We start from the raw sequence: 15205 nt of genomic DNA on the forward strand, positions 1-15205 counted from the left end.
GCTTTCATTTTATCGTGCAGTTCTAAAATTCTTATCGTAAAGCTCAATGCTTTCTTGGATAATGCGCATGGCATCTTCTTTACCCAAGAAGTCTTCCACTTTCACCTCTTTGTTTTCAAGCTTTTTATAATCTTCAAAGAATCTGTGAATTTCTTTCATCAAATGTGGAGGAAGGTTATCGATATCTTCAATATAATTTACAGATTGATCTCCTGCCGCTACAGCAATGATTTTATCATCAGCCTCGCCACCGTCAATCATTCTCATCACTCCAATCACTTTTGCTTCAACCAAGCACATGGAAGGGATATCAATTTGGGAGATAATCAAGATATCCAATGGATCGTGGTCCTCACAAAAAGTCTGAGGAATAAACCCATAGTTAGCTGGATAATGAACCGCAGAGAAAAGAACTCTGTCAAGGTATAACATACCTGTCTTCTTATCTAGCTCATATTTGCCTTTACTTCCTTTCGGAATTTCGATCACGCCCATTACAGTTTCAGGGGCATTTTTCCCGATATTGACGTCGTGCCAAGGATTAATCATATTTTTTGTATTTGGTAATAAAAAGTGGGATTCTTTACTTTTGGACAGCAAAGATACAGTTTAGAAGTTATTTGACATATTTTCTGTCTTATTTCATGCTTGGAAGAATCACAGTTATCTGTGTTCCTTCATCCAAAGCTGATTTCAAGTTGATTTTTCCACCCATTTGTTCAACCGCCTCTTTCACCATATACAGCCCCAATCCTACTCCTACATTTTTTTGTGTGGCACGAGTAAAAAGGTTAAAAACTTCAGGATGATGCTTGGCATCAATTCCTATTCCATTGTCCTCAACGGAGATCATCGCCGAATCTTCCATCACATCGATGGTTAGGCTAATATTCTTAGGCCCAGGCTCTTGTTTTTGAAATTGTACCGAATTGCTAAACAGGTTATTCAATATCACACGGATTTTGGCATCATCTGAAAAGAAATCGTGATCCTGATTGATCTGTACATCAATATGAAAATTCGTCAAATCAAATTTCGCATGATAGGCTTCCATTTGTTGACGAACAATTTCTTTGAAATCGACTGCGGTAACTTTATGGTCTATTTTAGTGGATCTGTAAAAATCCAGCATCTTGTAGATATAGTCATCAAGTTTGACCGTTGCCGAATCAATCATTTCAAAATATTCCAAGGTTTGAGGGTCTTGAACTTCAAGTTTTGCCAACTTCGATATCCCAGAAATACTCATCAATGGACCTCGTAATTCATGGGAAAGGCTGTAAACAAACTGGTTCATTTCCGAATGAAGCTTTTTGAGCTTTACATTCTTTTCCTTCAATTCCATCCGCATGAAATAAATATCAGCAGCATTTTTTATCGAGTTTTTGATTTGCTCAATATTCCATGGCTTATCAATAAATCGATACACTTCACCTTTATTGATTGCATCAATGACACTGGCAATATCCGAATAGCCTGTCAATAAGATTCTGATAGGGTCCGGATTGATCTTCACCATTTTCTCAAAGAATTCAGTACCTGTCATTCCAGGCATTCTTTGATCTGCAATGACTACATGAATCTCCTCTTCCTGAGCGATTCTCAGTCCCTCCTCAGCATCTATAGCTGTAAAAATTTTGAAGTCTTTTCTAAGAGTTGCTCTAAATGATTTGAGGTTGTTATCCTCATCATCAATATAGAGCACATGGATTTTATTGCTCATATTTCTGAGTACTTTGGTATACTGGAAGGGTGATAATAAAAGTGGTTCCCTCTCCTTGTTTTGATTTTACTTCCAAGGTTCCTTTGTGGTTCTCAATAATAGAATAAACAATTGACAGCCCCAAGCCAGTACCTTTGCCGACTGCTTTAGTAGTAAAGAATGGTTCAAATATACGCTCTTTCACATTATCTGGCATACCTGGTCCATTATCTTCTATTTCTACCGTAACAGTTTCTTCTGCATTGGCCACTGTTCTGATGGTAATATGTGGATCCTTAATTTCATCGATATGGTCAGATAATGCATGAATGGCATTATTGATAATATTCATAAATACCTGATTGATCTTTCCTGCCAGGCATTCTACCATTGGCAATTCTCCAAATTCACGTACAATTCTAATTTTTCCGGGAATTTGACTGTTCAAAAGAATGATGGTGCTATTGATGCCATCATGAATATCTACTTTTTAACATCCTGCTCATCTACTCGTGAGAAAATCCGCAAACCTTTTACGATTTCCACAGTTCTTCTCGCTCCATCCTCCATCCCTTTGAGCAATTGATCTACTTCGTCTAGCACATAATCCAGCTCCAACTCCTCCTCCAAATCCTTGGCTTTCTTTTTAGAGCCTTCAGTAAATTCAGAGCTACCAGTAGTTCTGTAAAACTCAATAACTTCCATGATATCTTTAATATCCCTTTTAAGCGGGGTGATATTTGAACTCACAAAGTTGATAGGGTTATTGATTTCATGTGCAATACCAGCCGTCAACTGACCCAATGAAGCCATCTTCTCCTGACTTACCAACTGACTTTGGGTATTCTGCAAATTCCGAAGTGCATGCTCTAATTCATCGGTTCTCAATTTTACTTTTTTCTCTAAAAGCGTATTCTGTTCACGCACCAGAATTTCATTTTCCTTCAAGACCTCCAAACGCTCAGCCTGCTCTTTTTCTTTTTCTTTCTTGAGAATGTTGATCCTATCAGCCAATGCAAAAGAAAGTAACACTACCTCTAATGCAGACCCCAGAGGCATGATATAGGCAGTCAAGTTATTGGAAGGAATAATTCCCATTTCACTAAATACAAAAAGGAAAATACCAATCATAAAGATGGACCAAGCCAACAAGTAATATCGGGCAGGTCTATATCCTTTTCGAAGAATCATGATGGCCACCAATAACACAAAAATCACTACAATAGACTGGGTGACTAGTATTACCTGATAACTGATCGTAGTGGAAAAAAGAAGGCATTTGCCAAAATAAATCCATAGACAATAAATATGAATCGAAAACCTTTATCCAGTTTAGGAACAATGCTATTGGACATTAGAAAAATTCGCAAAAACCAAATCCCTACAATACTTACCAAGGAAGAAAAATAACAATAGATCGCTGATTCATCCAATCCCAATCTGGCCAAAGCAAACTTTGCGTATATCCCAATATGGAAGCTTGTGCAAACCAAACTAATAGGGTATGAAGAACATAAACGAAGTAAATCTTGTCCTTGACAGAGAAATAAAGAAACAGATTATAGAAGAATAGACCTATAAAAACTCCGGTCAAAAGTCCGAAAAGCAAATCTTCAAAGGTGATAATATCCAGTAATGTCTCCCTTGAAGAAAGGAAACCGTAAAATATCTTTTTATCGACATTATCAAGCCTGACTAAATAATAATCTGCATCAATTTCATTCTGATCAAACTCGAAGGCTATTTTCTGAGATGGAAAATCCCGCTCTTCAATCCCTAATAGACGACCGTTTTCATGAGTTTTTAGAACCTCCCCATTTTTTATGGAAAAAAGTCGCACATGGTCCGCAGAAGATGAATTAAGTGCAAAGACAGGGTTTTCAAAATTGCTTAAATTAGAAAGCTCTAATTTGATCCACAAAGTTTTGGAATTAATTCCAAAATTGAAATTTTGACAGTCATTGGAACTGAATTCACCACTATTTATTACCTCGCCAATCTTTACATCATTTTCTGCGAGTAAATAAGAAAAACATTCAACCTTTTCTGTTTCTTGTGCAGATACCTGGTAGGCCCCTGCAAAAAACATGAGGCCTAAAATAAAAATCCTAAATGTCATTTCTCCAATTAATGTTAGTCAATAATAGGTCATAATTAACCTCAAATTTCCCCTTGGGCCCTTCTTCAATCTTATTAAACTGAAGCTTTTCCCTCAACTCCATAATTCTTTCTCTCTCCGACGAATCTGCCAAAGGTAAATTTTCAGGGTCTTTCATCACTATAGAAGTAGCTACCAAATCCAATTTTGGATAAAAGAATGTTCCTGAATTTCCTATTCCTGTTTCAATTTCAAATCCCTTTTGCAAAGAAGGCTTCAAGGTGTATTCAGCTACCAAGGCCAATAAGGAACCTAATTTGAGTTGTGTTGCAATTGCAATCCCCGCCCGAATCAATAAAACAGCTCCTACTCCATACCCAGAAATGGACTTAGAATTCCATAAGCCAGAAACTTCTCCCGTTCCTTCTACTGAATAGTCTTTTACCAAATCAAAAATTTTGTGATCTACTTGGGATACCGCTTGCTCCATCGGTAAAGGGTAATCTGGGTGTGCAATGTGTATTCTCAATCCACTCACTACTTCCTGGGTGTCCGCCGTCTCCACTGTCACTACATACACAAAAGGGTTATTCACCCAATCATTATTTGAGGAGGTTACCTTAGTGACTCCATATTGCTTCAATACGTCAGAATGACCTTGAACGAATTTCTCACATCGTTCTGGTTCATCAATCGCTCTAAATGCCTTAAAATTGAACATTTCAGATAGTAATTAAGGTTTCTGACAGATCTCTGCGATAGGATTTTACGGAAGGATCACCTGCCTTATTCACCCTAAACATAAAAATTTCTTTCTGATCAACTGGCTTATTAAAAATATAATTAAACGTTTTCTTTAATTCTTCAATCTCTTTGCCTTCAATTTGGGTAAAACCTGATTCCTTTTCATTCAAATACATATGAAAAATAAACAGCATCGCCGAAACTGGTTGTGCACTTAAGCCCATCATATTGGCTTTAATCCAAACCCTTTGGAGTACCGTTCCCACTTTTAAAATCGAAACCGGTGTATAATTTGGAGTTTTCAGTAAGAATATTGCGGAAGCAGTGGTAATCGTGTCTTTGGAAATTTTTGTCAGGCCGTACCCCATCAAGTACTTCCTAAAAAATCGAATGGTTCTAGGATCTCTCAATAGCCCCATAGCTGCTCTTTCTGCCCCTTTCAACTCCAATGTAGCGATATCGATTCCATCTTTTGTTTCAATCGCTTCTTTTTCTGTCCAACGGACTTCATTTATAAAATCCGTCAGGCCTTGATCGTGGAAAAACCGTAAACGGTCCATTCCTCCCACCACTTTTGCCAACTGCACTAAATCTTCTGGCTCAGAAGTCCACTCCATGGAAACATCATCTTCTTTGGCTACCTCAGCCAAAGCTTGTAGTTCCTCCTCGCTCAAAATATACCTAGATGCATTTTTTCGATTTGTGCACCGAAGGTTAATCCCATCGACTAACTCAGCAAATTTGATAGGGAGTGGATTAGGTTGTTTGGATACAAACCGAACACTGGCAATACAATCCTGTTCAAAATCGCTGATTTGATAGATGATTTCTACCTCGATTCCAAGTTTACCGGCTTGTAATCGAATATTCTCCAATGCTGCTCCAAAAGCAATCAAAGAACCAGAGCCTTTATAATCCAGCATGGAGTGACTTCTTACTTTGTCATGAAAGAGATGAAGGATTCCTTTTTTATCAAAAACCCAAACCCAAGGTTGAATATTCCCTCCTGAAGGTGCCCAGTTTGCCTGATCCACCAATAATTCTAGCTCTTCCCTTGAAAGTCGGTAAGCTGACTGCAAAACATTCGTTGGAACTTCAAATTGAAAGTCCGAAAGCTTTTCATAGACTGGTGCTTCAACCTCAATTTCTTCTGCCTCTTTTAGGTTAAAAAGTTGATCAAAGTCCACATAGAATCTCCCGGATTTTACATCTTCTCCCAATAGAAATTTCCTGGCTGCATGTGCCACAGAGGCTCCACCTAGAAATACTCCTGAGGCCAGCTGAGGCCAGCTACTGATTGTTTGCCCTATTTCTAATAGGGACACTTTCATTCGAGGAGTCAGAGTTTCCAATCCAGTAATTTTCAAAACTATGGATACTTTCTCTGTATTAGAAAGGCTTTTGAGAGAGTTTACATCTACCCCTTTTAATAATCCATGGAACAATTCTCTTTCAGGCTCTATATCGAAGCGTTCAATGTCCAACATCCCCCGATCCGAAGTATCCATCATCACGGCCACTCGGTGTTGCCTTGCTTTTTCCCGCAACAGCACCTTGATATCCAAACTATCGCATTCATCAATCAGCAAATCCAACTTTCCATCCCCCAAAAGAAAATCTTCAATATTCTCGGGTGTGATTCCTTCTCTATAGACCTTCACCTTGAGGTAAGGATCTATTTCTGCGATCTCCTGGCTGCTAATATGACTTTTTCTAACCCTAAGCTAGTAACACCAGCTTTCAATCTATTTAAATTACTGAGTTCTAATGTATCAAAATCTGCTAATCTGATCTCCCCATATCCTCTCTCCAGAGTCATGGCCAATGCGATGCTTTGACCTACAGATAAGCCTACAATTCCTACTTTCTTTTTACTTAATAAATCTTGTTCCGAAGGAGTTATTTTAAAATTATTTCTAAGCGTTCTGATTTTAATAAATTCCTCTTCTGCTAAAACATGTACCAAAGTATTTTTCCAAGGAAAAACACCCAATTGCCATACTTATCTTTTTCTAGTTTATTTAAAAAGTTTTGTACCAAGTCATCTAACTCTTGGCTGGGTATAGTCCTTTCAGGATTTTCTGATTTGATTAAATCTCCTATTTGACTTTCAATTTGATCTGAAACAAAAACAAATTCACTCTTTTGTAATTCTTTGATTTTTAACCAGTCAGACTCAAGGGTTGGGTTTAGAATTACAGCAGAATAATTTACATTTTGATCCGCGAAATTTTTAATGGACATTTGTGTAATCTGGGGGTGAATAGCTCAGTAAAGATAATTTATTAAGATTTATGTCAAATATTTTCTTAAACATAATCAATTAATTTATTGAGAATAATTTATCACCTAACGCCCTAAATAGATTTCAAACTGACCTTAGTTTGTTTTTTAACTAAAAAAAGATTATTTGTCCTACGGATTACTATCTGTTGACAGTTATAGATGCCTTATGGAAACTGGAAGTGAAGAAAAAATAAAAATTCTTTATGTAGATGATGAAGAAAATAATCTTCAGGCATTTAAAGCAACATTCCGAAGAGATTATAAAATATTTCTAGCTATCTCAGCAAAAGAAGCAAGAGAAATATTAAAAGAACAAGAAGTTGATTTGATTATCACGGATCAACGAATGCCAGAGGAAACTGGTGTTGAATTTTTAGAAAGTATCATCCCTATTTACCCAAAACCAATTCGACTTTTATTAACTGGATATACTGATATACAAGCAGTTATTGATGCAATTAACAAAGGCCAAGTATATCATTATTTAACTAAACCTTGGGAGGAAGATTATTTAAGAACTGTCATCAAAAATGCTTTTGAGATGTATACGCTCAGAAGAGAAAATGAAAAGTTAACTGAGGCCTTATTGAAAGCCAATGAACAGCTTGAGTTCCTTCTTAGACAAAACCTGCTTTCTTAAATCAATAACGAGCTGCCAGTAATAATTGAAGTTCTTTGTGGGAAAGTCCAAACTTTCTTCCCAAATAAGCATTTGTTAGACTTCCACGATAGGTGTACACTCCTCTCAAAAACCATTTGTAATTAAATATCATTTCTTCTGCTCCGCCAAGATCTGCTGTCTGCAAAATAATTGGCGTAAAAATATTACTTAAAGAGTATGATGCAGTACGCGCGACTCTAGATGCAATGTTAGGAACACAATAATGAATTATGTCATGGACTCTGTAGATAGGGTCATCATGACTGGTCACTTTTGATGTTTCTATACAACCGCCTTGATCAATTCCTACATCTATCACAATGCTTCCATGCATCATGTTCGCCACCATTTCCTCACTGACCACAATTTTATTTCTGCCTTTTTCGGCCCTTAACGCACCGATCACCACATCTGCCTCTGCCATGGCTTGACTTAAACTGAAATTATCAATGGTGGAAGTATAGACTTGCTGTCCCAGCAACTGCTTGATCCTTCTCAATTTGTAGATATGATTATCAAATACCTTGATATTCGCTCCTAAACCCAAGGCAGTCCTAGCAGCATATTCAGCTACTGTACCGGCCCCAATGATCACTACTTGAGTAGGCGGAACACCAGTTACTCCCCCATGATCAAACCTTTCCCATCATTGACACTGGAAAGATACTCTGCAGCTATTTGCATGACAGTGCTTCCTGCGATTTCAGACATTGCCCTGACTACTGGCATCCCTCCTACTTTGTCTTCCAAATATTCAAAAGCGACGGCAGTGATCTTTTTTGAATTCAAGGCTTCAATGAATTCTTTACTCTGTCTTCCAAGTTGCAATGCAGAGATCAAGCAACTCCCTAGGCTCATATCCTCCACTTCTTCTAGTGTAGGAGAATCGATTTTTAAAACAATTTGAGCTGCTAAGGCCTCTTTTTTGAATACACCACCTTAGCACCGGCATCTGAATAATCCTGATCGGAGAATTTTGCCTGCAAGCCTGCACCTGTCTCTAAAATTACGCTTAGCCCATTATTGGAAAGTATACCTACTGCCTCAGGAGTAAGGACCACTCTTTTTCCTGGCTAGAAACCTCTTTTGGAATCCCAATCGTGATAGATTTTGAATCTTTTCTAACTTTTGATGGCGATTCTTTTGGTATTAAACCTACTGCAGACAGTTCACTTAATTCAGCTGACATCGTTAACGTGTTGAAGCGTGAGTTTTCTTTCTGAATCAGAAAGAATTTCTAACTTGATTAGAAAATATTGATCTGGTAGAAAATCAGCAACTTTTTCAGCCCATTCCAACCAGCAATAATTCTGACTATAAAAATACTCTTCTATTCCGATATCCAATGCCTCGGTAGGATCATCGAGTCTATAAAAGTCAAAATGATAAAATTCTTCACCCGAATCATTTTGATATTCATTTACAATTCCAAAGGTAGGGCTGCTGATCTGATCTTGTATTTGGAACTGCTCTGCCAAGGCTTTGATAAAGGTCGTCTTACCGGCTCCCATCTCCCCTTTAAACACCCAAACCTTTTCAGAACCTGCTATTTCGATTACTTTCTTTGCAGCTTTGGAAATAGCCTCCTTCCCATATGAAAATTGAATCAACTGATCTATTATTTTGGTGACAAATGAACAATCGGAATGATCATTTCTTCCAAAGATACACCTCCATGTTGAAAAGTATCTTTATAGAAGTTCACATAATAATTGTAATTATTGGGATAGGCAAAGAAATAATCCTCTACTGCAAATACATAACTGGATGAAACATTCAACCTAGGAAGTTTTGCATCTTCCGGTCTTTTAATTTCAAAAACCTTCCCGCCTTCAAAATTAAAGTTTTTCCCTTGCTTGTACCTCAAATTTGTGGTCACATTCTTATCTCCAATAATTCTATAGGGCCTATTCACCCGTTTTGTACCATGATCGGTGGTGACTATTACCTCTGCCCCAGCTGCTTGTATTTTTTTGAACAACTCAAAAGAAGAAGAATGCTCAAACCAACTTTTAGTAATAGATCGATATGCGGATTCATCAGGGGCCAATTCCCGAATCATCTTCATATCAGTCCTTGCATGGGACATCATATCCACAAAATTATAGACCAAGACATTCAAATCATTTTGGAGTAACTGATGGAATTGTTCCACTACAGTTTTTCCTTGATTAGCCTGTAAGATTTTATGATAGGAAGACTTGATGGGCAACCTGTTTTTATCCAGGTTGATTTTCAACCAGTCTTCCTCAAAATTATTTTTCCCTTCGTCTGAATCTTCATCCTCCCAAAGTTTTGGGTAAAATCTAGCCATATCCATCGGCATCATTCCACTGAAGAGTGCATTTCTTGCAAACGCGGTTGTGGTAGGCAAAATGCTAAAATAAGTATCCTTTTGCTCCACGTTGAAATAGGTAGACAATAAGGGCTCAATGTCTTCCCATTGATCCAATCTCAAATTATCTATTACAATCAAAAACAAGGGCTTGCCAGTTTTGACCTGAGGAAACACTTTTTGTTTCAAGACTTGGTGGGACAAAAGAGGTTTGTCTTTGTTCTGTTCCTCCATCCAATCCAAATAGTTGTCTTTAATAAACCTGGCAAAGGAAGCATTCGCCTCAGTTTTCTGAGTTTCCAGCACCTCAATCATACTTTTATTTTCAGTAGAATCAATCTGCATCTCCCAATAAATCAACTTCTTATAGATATCAGCCCAATCATTATGATCTTGTGCATCACCAAAAGCCATACTGATTTTCATAAACTCCTGCTGGTAATTCAGGGTAGTTTTTTCATCGATCAACTGTTTGTTTTGCAACAATTTTTTTACTGAAAGCAAAATCTGATTTGGATTTAGAGGTTTGATCAGGTAATCCGCAATTTTACCACCAATGGCATCATTCATAATGTGCTCTTCCTCTGATTTGGTAATCATCACCACTGGAATTTGGGGCTTGATGATTTTGATTTGCTGCAAGGTTTCCAAGCCTGTCATACCAGGCATCATCTCATCTAAAAAATGACGTCAAAATTTTGAGCTTCCACTTCATCAATGGCATCCACTCCAGAATTTACCGTAGTAATCTGATATCCTTTTTGCTCCAGAAAAAGAATATGTGGTTTGAGAAGGTCGATTTCATCGTCCGCCCATAGAATATTAAACTTTTGAGACATTAGAGTTTCCTTTTCTTCTAAAATTATAATTACTTTTGAGTCAATCAAATTAGGGCCAATTGAAAAGCCAAAAGATACTAAATGACCCGGTTTACGGATTTATCACTATCCCAAGCGAGTTAATTTTTACCATTATTGACCATCCCTATTTCCAGAGGTTACGGAGAATAAAACAGCTGGGTTTGACTGACTTTGTTTACCCAGGAGCTCTTCATACTCGTTTCCATCATGCCATCGGCGCCATGCATCTGATGAGCATAACGCTGGATAATTTACGCATAAAAGGAACAGAAATTTCGAATAAAGAATATGAAGCTGCCTTAATTGCCATTCTATTGCATGATATTGGACATGGTCCATTTTCCCATGCATTGGAGTATAGCCTGCTAAAAAGAGTGCCGCATGAACAATTATCCTTGCTCATCATTGAACTTCTGAACCAGGAATTGGATGGAAAACTAGATCTAGTTTTAAGAATATTTAAGAATACTTACGAAAGAAAGTTCTTCCATCAGCTAGTTTCTAGCCAATTGGACATAGATCGATTGGACTACTTACAACGGGACTGTTTCTTTACCGGGGTTTCAGAAGGTACGATTGGGGCAGATCGGATCATCAAAATGATGGACGTAAAAAATGATCAAGTGGTCATCGAAGAAAAGGGAATCTATTCCATAGAAAACTTCTTAAGTGCACGAAGGTTAATGTATTGGCAGGTCTACCTCCATAAAACCACAGTAAGTGCTGAAAAGATGTTGATCAAATTGATTGAACGTGCAAAAATGCTTCGAAAATCAGGCATGAATTTCACCATTACAGAGGAGTTTGATTTTTTCTTGCAACATGAAAATTCAGTGGAAGATTTCCAGAAGAATCCTGATACCTTGAAAAAGTTTCTGGAAATGGATGACTTGGACATTTGGGGAGCTGTAAAACTTTGGAAGAGACATCCAGATTATGTTCTTCGAAATATTTCCAATATGTTTTTGACCAGGGATTTATTCAAAATCACCTTAACAAATGAGCAGTTTGGAAATGAGGAAATTGAGGAAATGAAATTAAAGACCATTCACAAACTGGGCATCCCTGGGGAAGACATCCAGTATTTCTTCTCCCATGGAGCAGTCAGTAATTATGGATACCTAGCAAAAGATCGAATTAACATTTTGACCAAAAAAGGCAAGGTAATTGACGTGGCTCAAGCTGCTGACTTACCAAATATTAAGGTAATGAGCAAAATCGTCGAGAAACACTATGTATGTAAAGCCAAAAGCTTAAATTTAAAATTCTAAATTGTCCAACCTGCATATGGAATTCACTATAGGTCAAGTGGCCGCCATCCTTCAGGGAAAAGTAGAAGGGGATGAAACCCAAAAAGTATATAGACTAGATAAAATCCAAGAAGGAAAAGAAGGCGGAATCAGCTTCCTTTCCAATGAAAAATATCAGTCTTATATCTATGATACAGAGGCAACTGCTGTAATCGTCTCAGAAAACTTCACTCCTATCAAGGAGATCAAGACCAATTTGATCAGGGTAAAAGATGCCTATACGGGTTTTACCACATTACTCGAAGCCTATAGTCAATTTTCCAAAATGAGTCTTGTAGGAGTTCAAGAGCCTTCTTACATGGATTCAAGCTCGGAAATGGGCGAGAATGGATTCAGGGGTGCATTTTCACATATAGGAAAACTTTGCAAGATCGGATCAGGGGTCAAGATTCATCCACAGGTTTTTATTGGTGACAATGTAAAAATCGGAGACAACACCATTATTCATCCTGGTGCAAAAATCTGCTCAGGAACTGAAATCGGAAGTAATTGTGAAATTCATCCTGGCGTAGTGATCGGTTCCGATGGCTTTGGGTTTGCCCCTCAACCCGATGGAACGTATAAACCCATTCCGCAAATCGGAAATGTGATCATTGAAGATCATGTGAGTATTGGAGCAAACACTACGATTGATTGCGCCACTTTGGGATCAACCATTATTAAAAAAGGTGTTAAAATCGACAACTTGGTACAGATTGCACACAATGTGGTGATCGGTGAAAATACTGTGATCGCTTCCCAAGCAGGAATTTCAGGATCGACTGAGATTGGAAAAAACTGCGTAATTGCAGGACAAGCAGGAATCATTGGGCATCTCAAAATCGCGGATAAAACCACGATTGGAGCTAATACAGGAGTAATAAAATCTATCAAAAAAGCAGGGGAAACAGTTTTTGGGTATATTGGAATAGATATGAAAAACTTCCTGAAATCTTATTCTGTTTTCAAAAACTTAGACGACATTCAAAACCGTTTAAGAGAACTGGAAAAAAGCCGTAAATTTGCACCCTTAATCATCCTGAAAGTCTAAAATATCAGATGAAGGTAAAACAACATACCATCAAAAAGCAGGTGGAACTATCCGGAGTAGGTCTTCATACTGGAGTAATTTCCAATATGACTTTCCTGCCAGCCCCACCAAATCATGGAATTAAGTTCCAACGAGTTGATTTAGAAGGTCGACCTACTGTGGATGCTGACTGCGACTTAGTAGTAGACGTTTCTAGAGGTACTACTTTGGAGCAAAATGGTGCTCGAGTTTATACTGTTGAACACGTACTGGCCGCTTTGGTCGGCATGGAAATTGACAACGTGCTGATTCAGCTAGATGGTCCAGAACCTCCGATTATGGATGGATCTTCAATTCAATTCATCGATGTCTTACAAGATGCTGGATTAGAAGAGCAGAATGCTTTGAGAAGATTCTTTGAGGTAGAAGAAAGCATTCAATACAAAGACCCTTCTAGAGAGGTGGAAATGGTGGCTTTGCCAACTGATAATTACCGGGTCACAGTAATGGTGGATTACAACTCTCCAGTGTTGGGAAGTCAGCATGCATCTATCACTGATATCAGTCAATTCATCCCTGAGATTGCTTCCTGTAGAACATTCTGTTTTCTCCATGAATTAGAAATGCTCTATAATTCCAACTTAATCAAAGGGGGAGATTTAAATAATGCCATCGTCGTGGTGGACCGCGTGGTAGAAGAAAAAGAATTAGTACATCTAGCCAAGATGTTTAATAAGCAGAAGGTAGAAGTGAAAAAAGAAGGCATTTTGAACAATGTGGATCTTCGATACCGTAATGAACCTGCTAGACACAAGCTGCTTGATGTAGTAGGTGACTTGGCACTAGTTGGTAGACCTTTGAAAGCGCAGATTTTAGCTGCTAGACCAGGCCATGCTGCAAACGTCGCTTTTGCTAAGAAATTGAAAAGAGCTATGGAAAAGTCCGGCTCCTCTCATATACCACATTATGATCCAAAGCTGCCTCCAGTAATGGACATCAATCAGATCAGCAATATTTTGCCTCATAGATATCCTTTCCAGCTATTGGATAAAATCATCTACTTAGATGAAACAGTAGTTGCTGGGGTAAAAAATGTCACGATCAACGAGCCTTTTTTCATGGGACACTTCCCAGGCAACCCAGTGATGCCAGGAGTCATGCAAGTAGAAGCCATGGCTCAAACAGGTGGAATTTTAGTATTAAGTACAGTAGAAGATCCAGAAAACTATTGGACTTATTTTCTAGGCATTGAAAACTGTAAGTTTAGAAAAATGGTGCTACCGGGAGATACCCTTATTTTTAAATGCGAACTTTTGGCTCCTATTAGAAGAGGCATTGCAAAGATGCGAGGAGAGGCTTATGTTGGAAACACATTGGTCTGTGAAGCAGTTATGACAGCCAGCATAACCCGAAAAGAATCATGATAAGCCCAATGGCCCACGTAGACCCAAAAGCAAATTTGGGAAAGAATGTAACGGTGGATCCGTTCACCATGATCCATGAAAATGTGACCATTGGTGATAACTCTTGGATTGGCCCGAATGTGACCATTTTCCCTGGTGCAAGAATTGGTAAAAACTGTAAGATTTTTCCAGGATCTGTAGTAGCAGGAATTCCTCAGGATTTAAAATTTCAGGGGGAAGAATCAACGGTGATAATTGGAGATAATACAACCATCAGAGAATGTGTTACGATCAGCCGAGGAACAGTTGATAAACAAACTACCGTCATCGGAAGTGACTGCTTATTAATGGCTTATGTACATGTAGCTCATGATTGTGTTCTGGGCAGCCATGTAATCATCGCAAACTCCGTACAAATCGCAGGTCATGTTTCTATAGATGATTGGGCTATTATTGGAGGTTCCAGTGCCATTCATCAATTTGTGAAAATCGGAATGCACTCCATGGTTTCTGGAGGATCTTTGGTTAGAAAAGACGTGCCTCCATTTACAAAAGCTGCGAGAGAACCGCTTTCCTATGCAGGTGTCAATTCACTTGGATTAAGAAGAAGAGGTTTTTCCAGTGAGTCTATAGGGCATATTCAGGAAGTATACAGGTATTTATTCCTGAACAGCATGAATAACAGCAGAGCTTTAGAAGAAATTGAAATCAATTTACCTGCTACCAAGGAGCGGGATGAAATCCTGAACTTCATCCGTTCATCCGAACGCGGGGTCATGAAAGGTTATATCAATTAA

The 15205-nt window shown here is 38.2% G+C and carries 13 protein-coding genes and 3 pseudogenes; 5 read left to right on the forward strand and 11 right to left on the reverse strand.

The annotated features are described in order from the left end of the window. Positions 1-9: 9 nt before the first annotated feature. From V8V91_RS07775 to V8V91_RS07810, 8 genes and pseudogenes are all read right to left on the reverse strand, one after another. Positions 10-549 (reverse strand): inorganic diphosphatase, encoded by a 540-nt coding sequence (locus tag V8V91_RS07775; protein WP_373399589.1) that lies wholly within the window; start codon positions 547-549, stop codon positions 10-12. A gap of 88 nt (positions 550-637) precedes the next feature. Next, positions 638-1723, reverse strand: a complete 1086-nt coding sequence (locus V8V91_RS07780; protein ID WP_373399590.1) for a hybrid sensor histidine kinase/response regulator — start codon at positions 1721-1723, stop codon at positions 638-640. Next, positions 1713-2150, reverse strand: coding sequence for a sensor histidine kinase (locus V8V91_RS07785; RefSeq protein WP_373399591.1), 438 nt, complete (start codon positions 2148-2150; stop codon positions 1713-1715). Before V8V91_RS07785 ends, V8V91_RS07780 begins: the two co-directional genes overlap by 11 nt. 35 nt (positions 2151-2185) lie before the next feature. Further along, positions 2186-3016 (reverse strand): sensor histidine kinase, encoded by an 831-nt coding sequence (locus tag V8V91_RS07790; RefSeq protein WP_373400642.1) that lies wholly within the window; start codon positions 3014-3016, stop codon positions 2186-2188. A 76-nt stretch (positions 3017-3092) separates the two neighbouring features. After that, positions 3093-3791, reverse strand: coding sequence for a 7TM diverse intracellular signaling domain-containing protein (locus V8V91_RS07795; protein WP_373399592.1), 699 nt, complete (start codon positions 3789-3791; stop codon positions 3093-3095). A 19-nt stretch (positions 3792-3810) separates the two neighbouring features. Further along, complete coding sequence (locus tag V8V91_RS07800) at positions 3811-4521, reverse strand: hypothetical protein (protein WP_373399593.1); 711 nt, start codon at positions 4519-4521, stop codon at positions 3811-3813. Position 4522: 1 nt separating this feature from the next. Next, positions 4523-6537, reverse strand: a pseudogene (locus V8V91_RS07805) (Rv1355c family protein). Beyond that, positions 6495-6788 carry a hypothetical protein gene (locus tag V8V91_RS07810; RefSeq protein WP_373399594.1) on the reverse strand — a complete coding sequence of 98 codons (294 nt, stop codon included), beginning with the start codon at positions 6786-6788 and terminating at the stop codon, positions 6495-6497. Before V8V91_RS07810 ends, V8V91_RS07805 begins: the two are co-directional and overlap by 43 nt. A 208-nt stretch (positions 6789-6996) precedes the next feature. On the opposite strand from V8V91_RS07810, the gene V8V91_RS07815 reads away from it, so the two are divergent. Continuing rightward, entirely contained in the window at positions 6997-7470 is a 474-nt protein-coding gene (locus tag V8V91_RS07815; protein WP_074225003.1) for a response regulator, read from the forward strand. Between the two features lies 1 nt (position 7471). Here the strand turns inward: V8V91_RS07815 and V8V91_RS07820 are convergent. The 3 genes and pseudogenes from V8V91_RS07820 to V8V91_RS07830 all read right to left on the reverse strand — a co-directional run bounded on the left by V8V91_RS07820 (position 7472) and on the right by V8V91_RS07830 (position 10665). Next, a pseudogene (locus V8V91_RS07820) lies at positions 7472-8680 on the reverse strand (alanine dehydrogenase). Further along, positions 8670-9101: a tRNA (adenosine(37)-N6)-threonylcarbamoyltransferase complex ATPase subunit type 1 TsaE gene (gene tsaE, locus V8V91_RS07825; protein ID WP_373399595.1), complete on the reverse strand. Its 432-nt coding sequence runs from the start codon at positions 9099-9101 to the stop codon at positions 8670-8672. The pseudogene V8V91_RS07820 and the gene tsaE overlap by 11 nt, the downstream one beginning before the upstream one ends. A gap of 8 nt (positions 9102-9109) precedes the next feature. Beyond that, positions 9110-10665 (reverse strand): annotated as a pseudogene (locus V8V91_RS07830) (PglZ domain-containing protein). Between the two features lie 59 nt (positions 10666-10724). Here V8V91_RS07830 and V8V91_RS07835 point away from each other — a divergent pair. From V8V91_RS07835 to lpxA, 4 genes are read left to right on the forward strand one after another with little or no spacing between them, the layout of a single operon-like run. Continuing rightward, positions 10725-11957 carry an HD domain-containing protein gene (locus V8V91_RS07835; RefSeq protein ID WP_373399596.1) on the forward strand — a complete coding sequence of 411 codons (1233 nt, stop codon included), beginning with the start codon at positions 10725-10727 and terminating at the stop codon, positions 11955-11957. Between the two features lie 16 nt (positions 11958-11973). After that, on the forward strand, positions 11974-13026 hold the full coding sequence (lpxD, locus tag V8V91_RS07840; RefSeq protein ID WP_373399597.1) for a UDP-3-O-(3-hydroxymyristoyl)glucosamine N-acyltransferase: 1053 nt from the start codon (positions 11974-11976) through the stop codon (positions 13024-13026). Positions 13027-13034: 8 nt separating this feature from the next. Then, complete coding sequence (locus V8V91_RS07845) at positions 13035-14429, forward strand: bifunctional UDP-3-O-[3-hydroxymyristoyl] N-acetylglucosamine deacetylase/3-hydroxyacyl-ACP dehydratase (protein WP_074225009.1); 1395 nt, start codon at positions 13035-13037, stop codon at positions 14427-14429. Next, positions 14426-15205 (forward strand): acyl-ACP--UDP-N-acetylglucosamine O-acyltransferase, encoded by a 780-nt coding sequence (gene lpxA, locus V8V91_RS07850; RefSeq protein WP_373399598.1) that lies wholly within the window; start codon positions 14426-14428, stop codon positions 15203-15205. The genes V8V91_RS07845 and lpxA overlap by 4 nt, the downstream gene beginning before the upstream one ends.

It is taken from the genome of Algoriphagus halophilus, assembly GCF_041729275.1.
Lineage (GTDB): Bacteria > Bacteroidota > Bacteroidia > Cytophagales > Cyclobacteriaceae > Algoriphagus > Algoriphagus halophilus_A.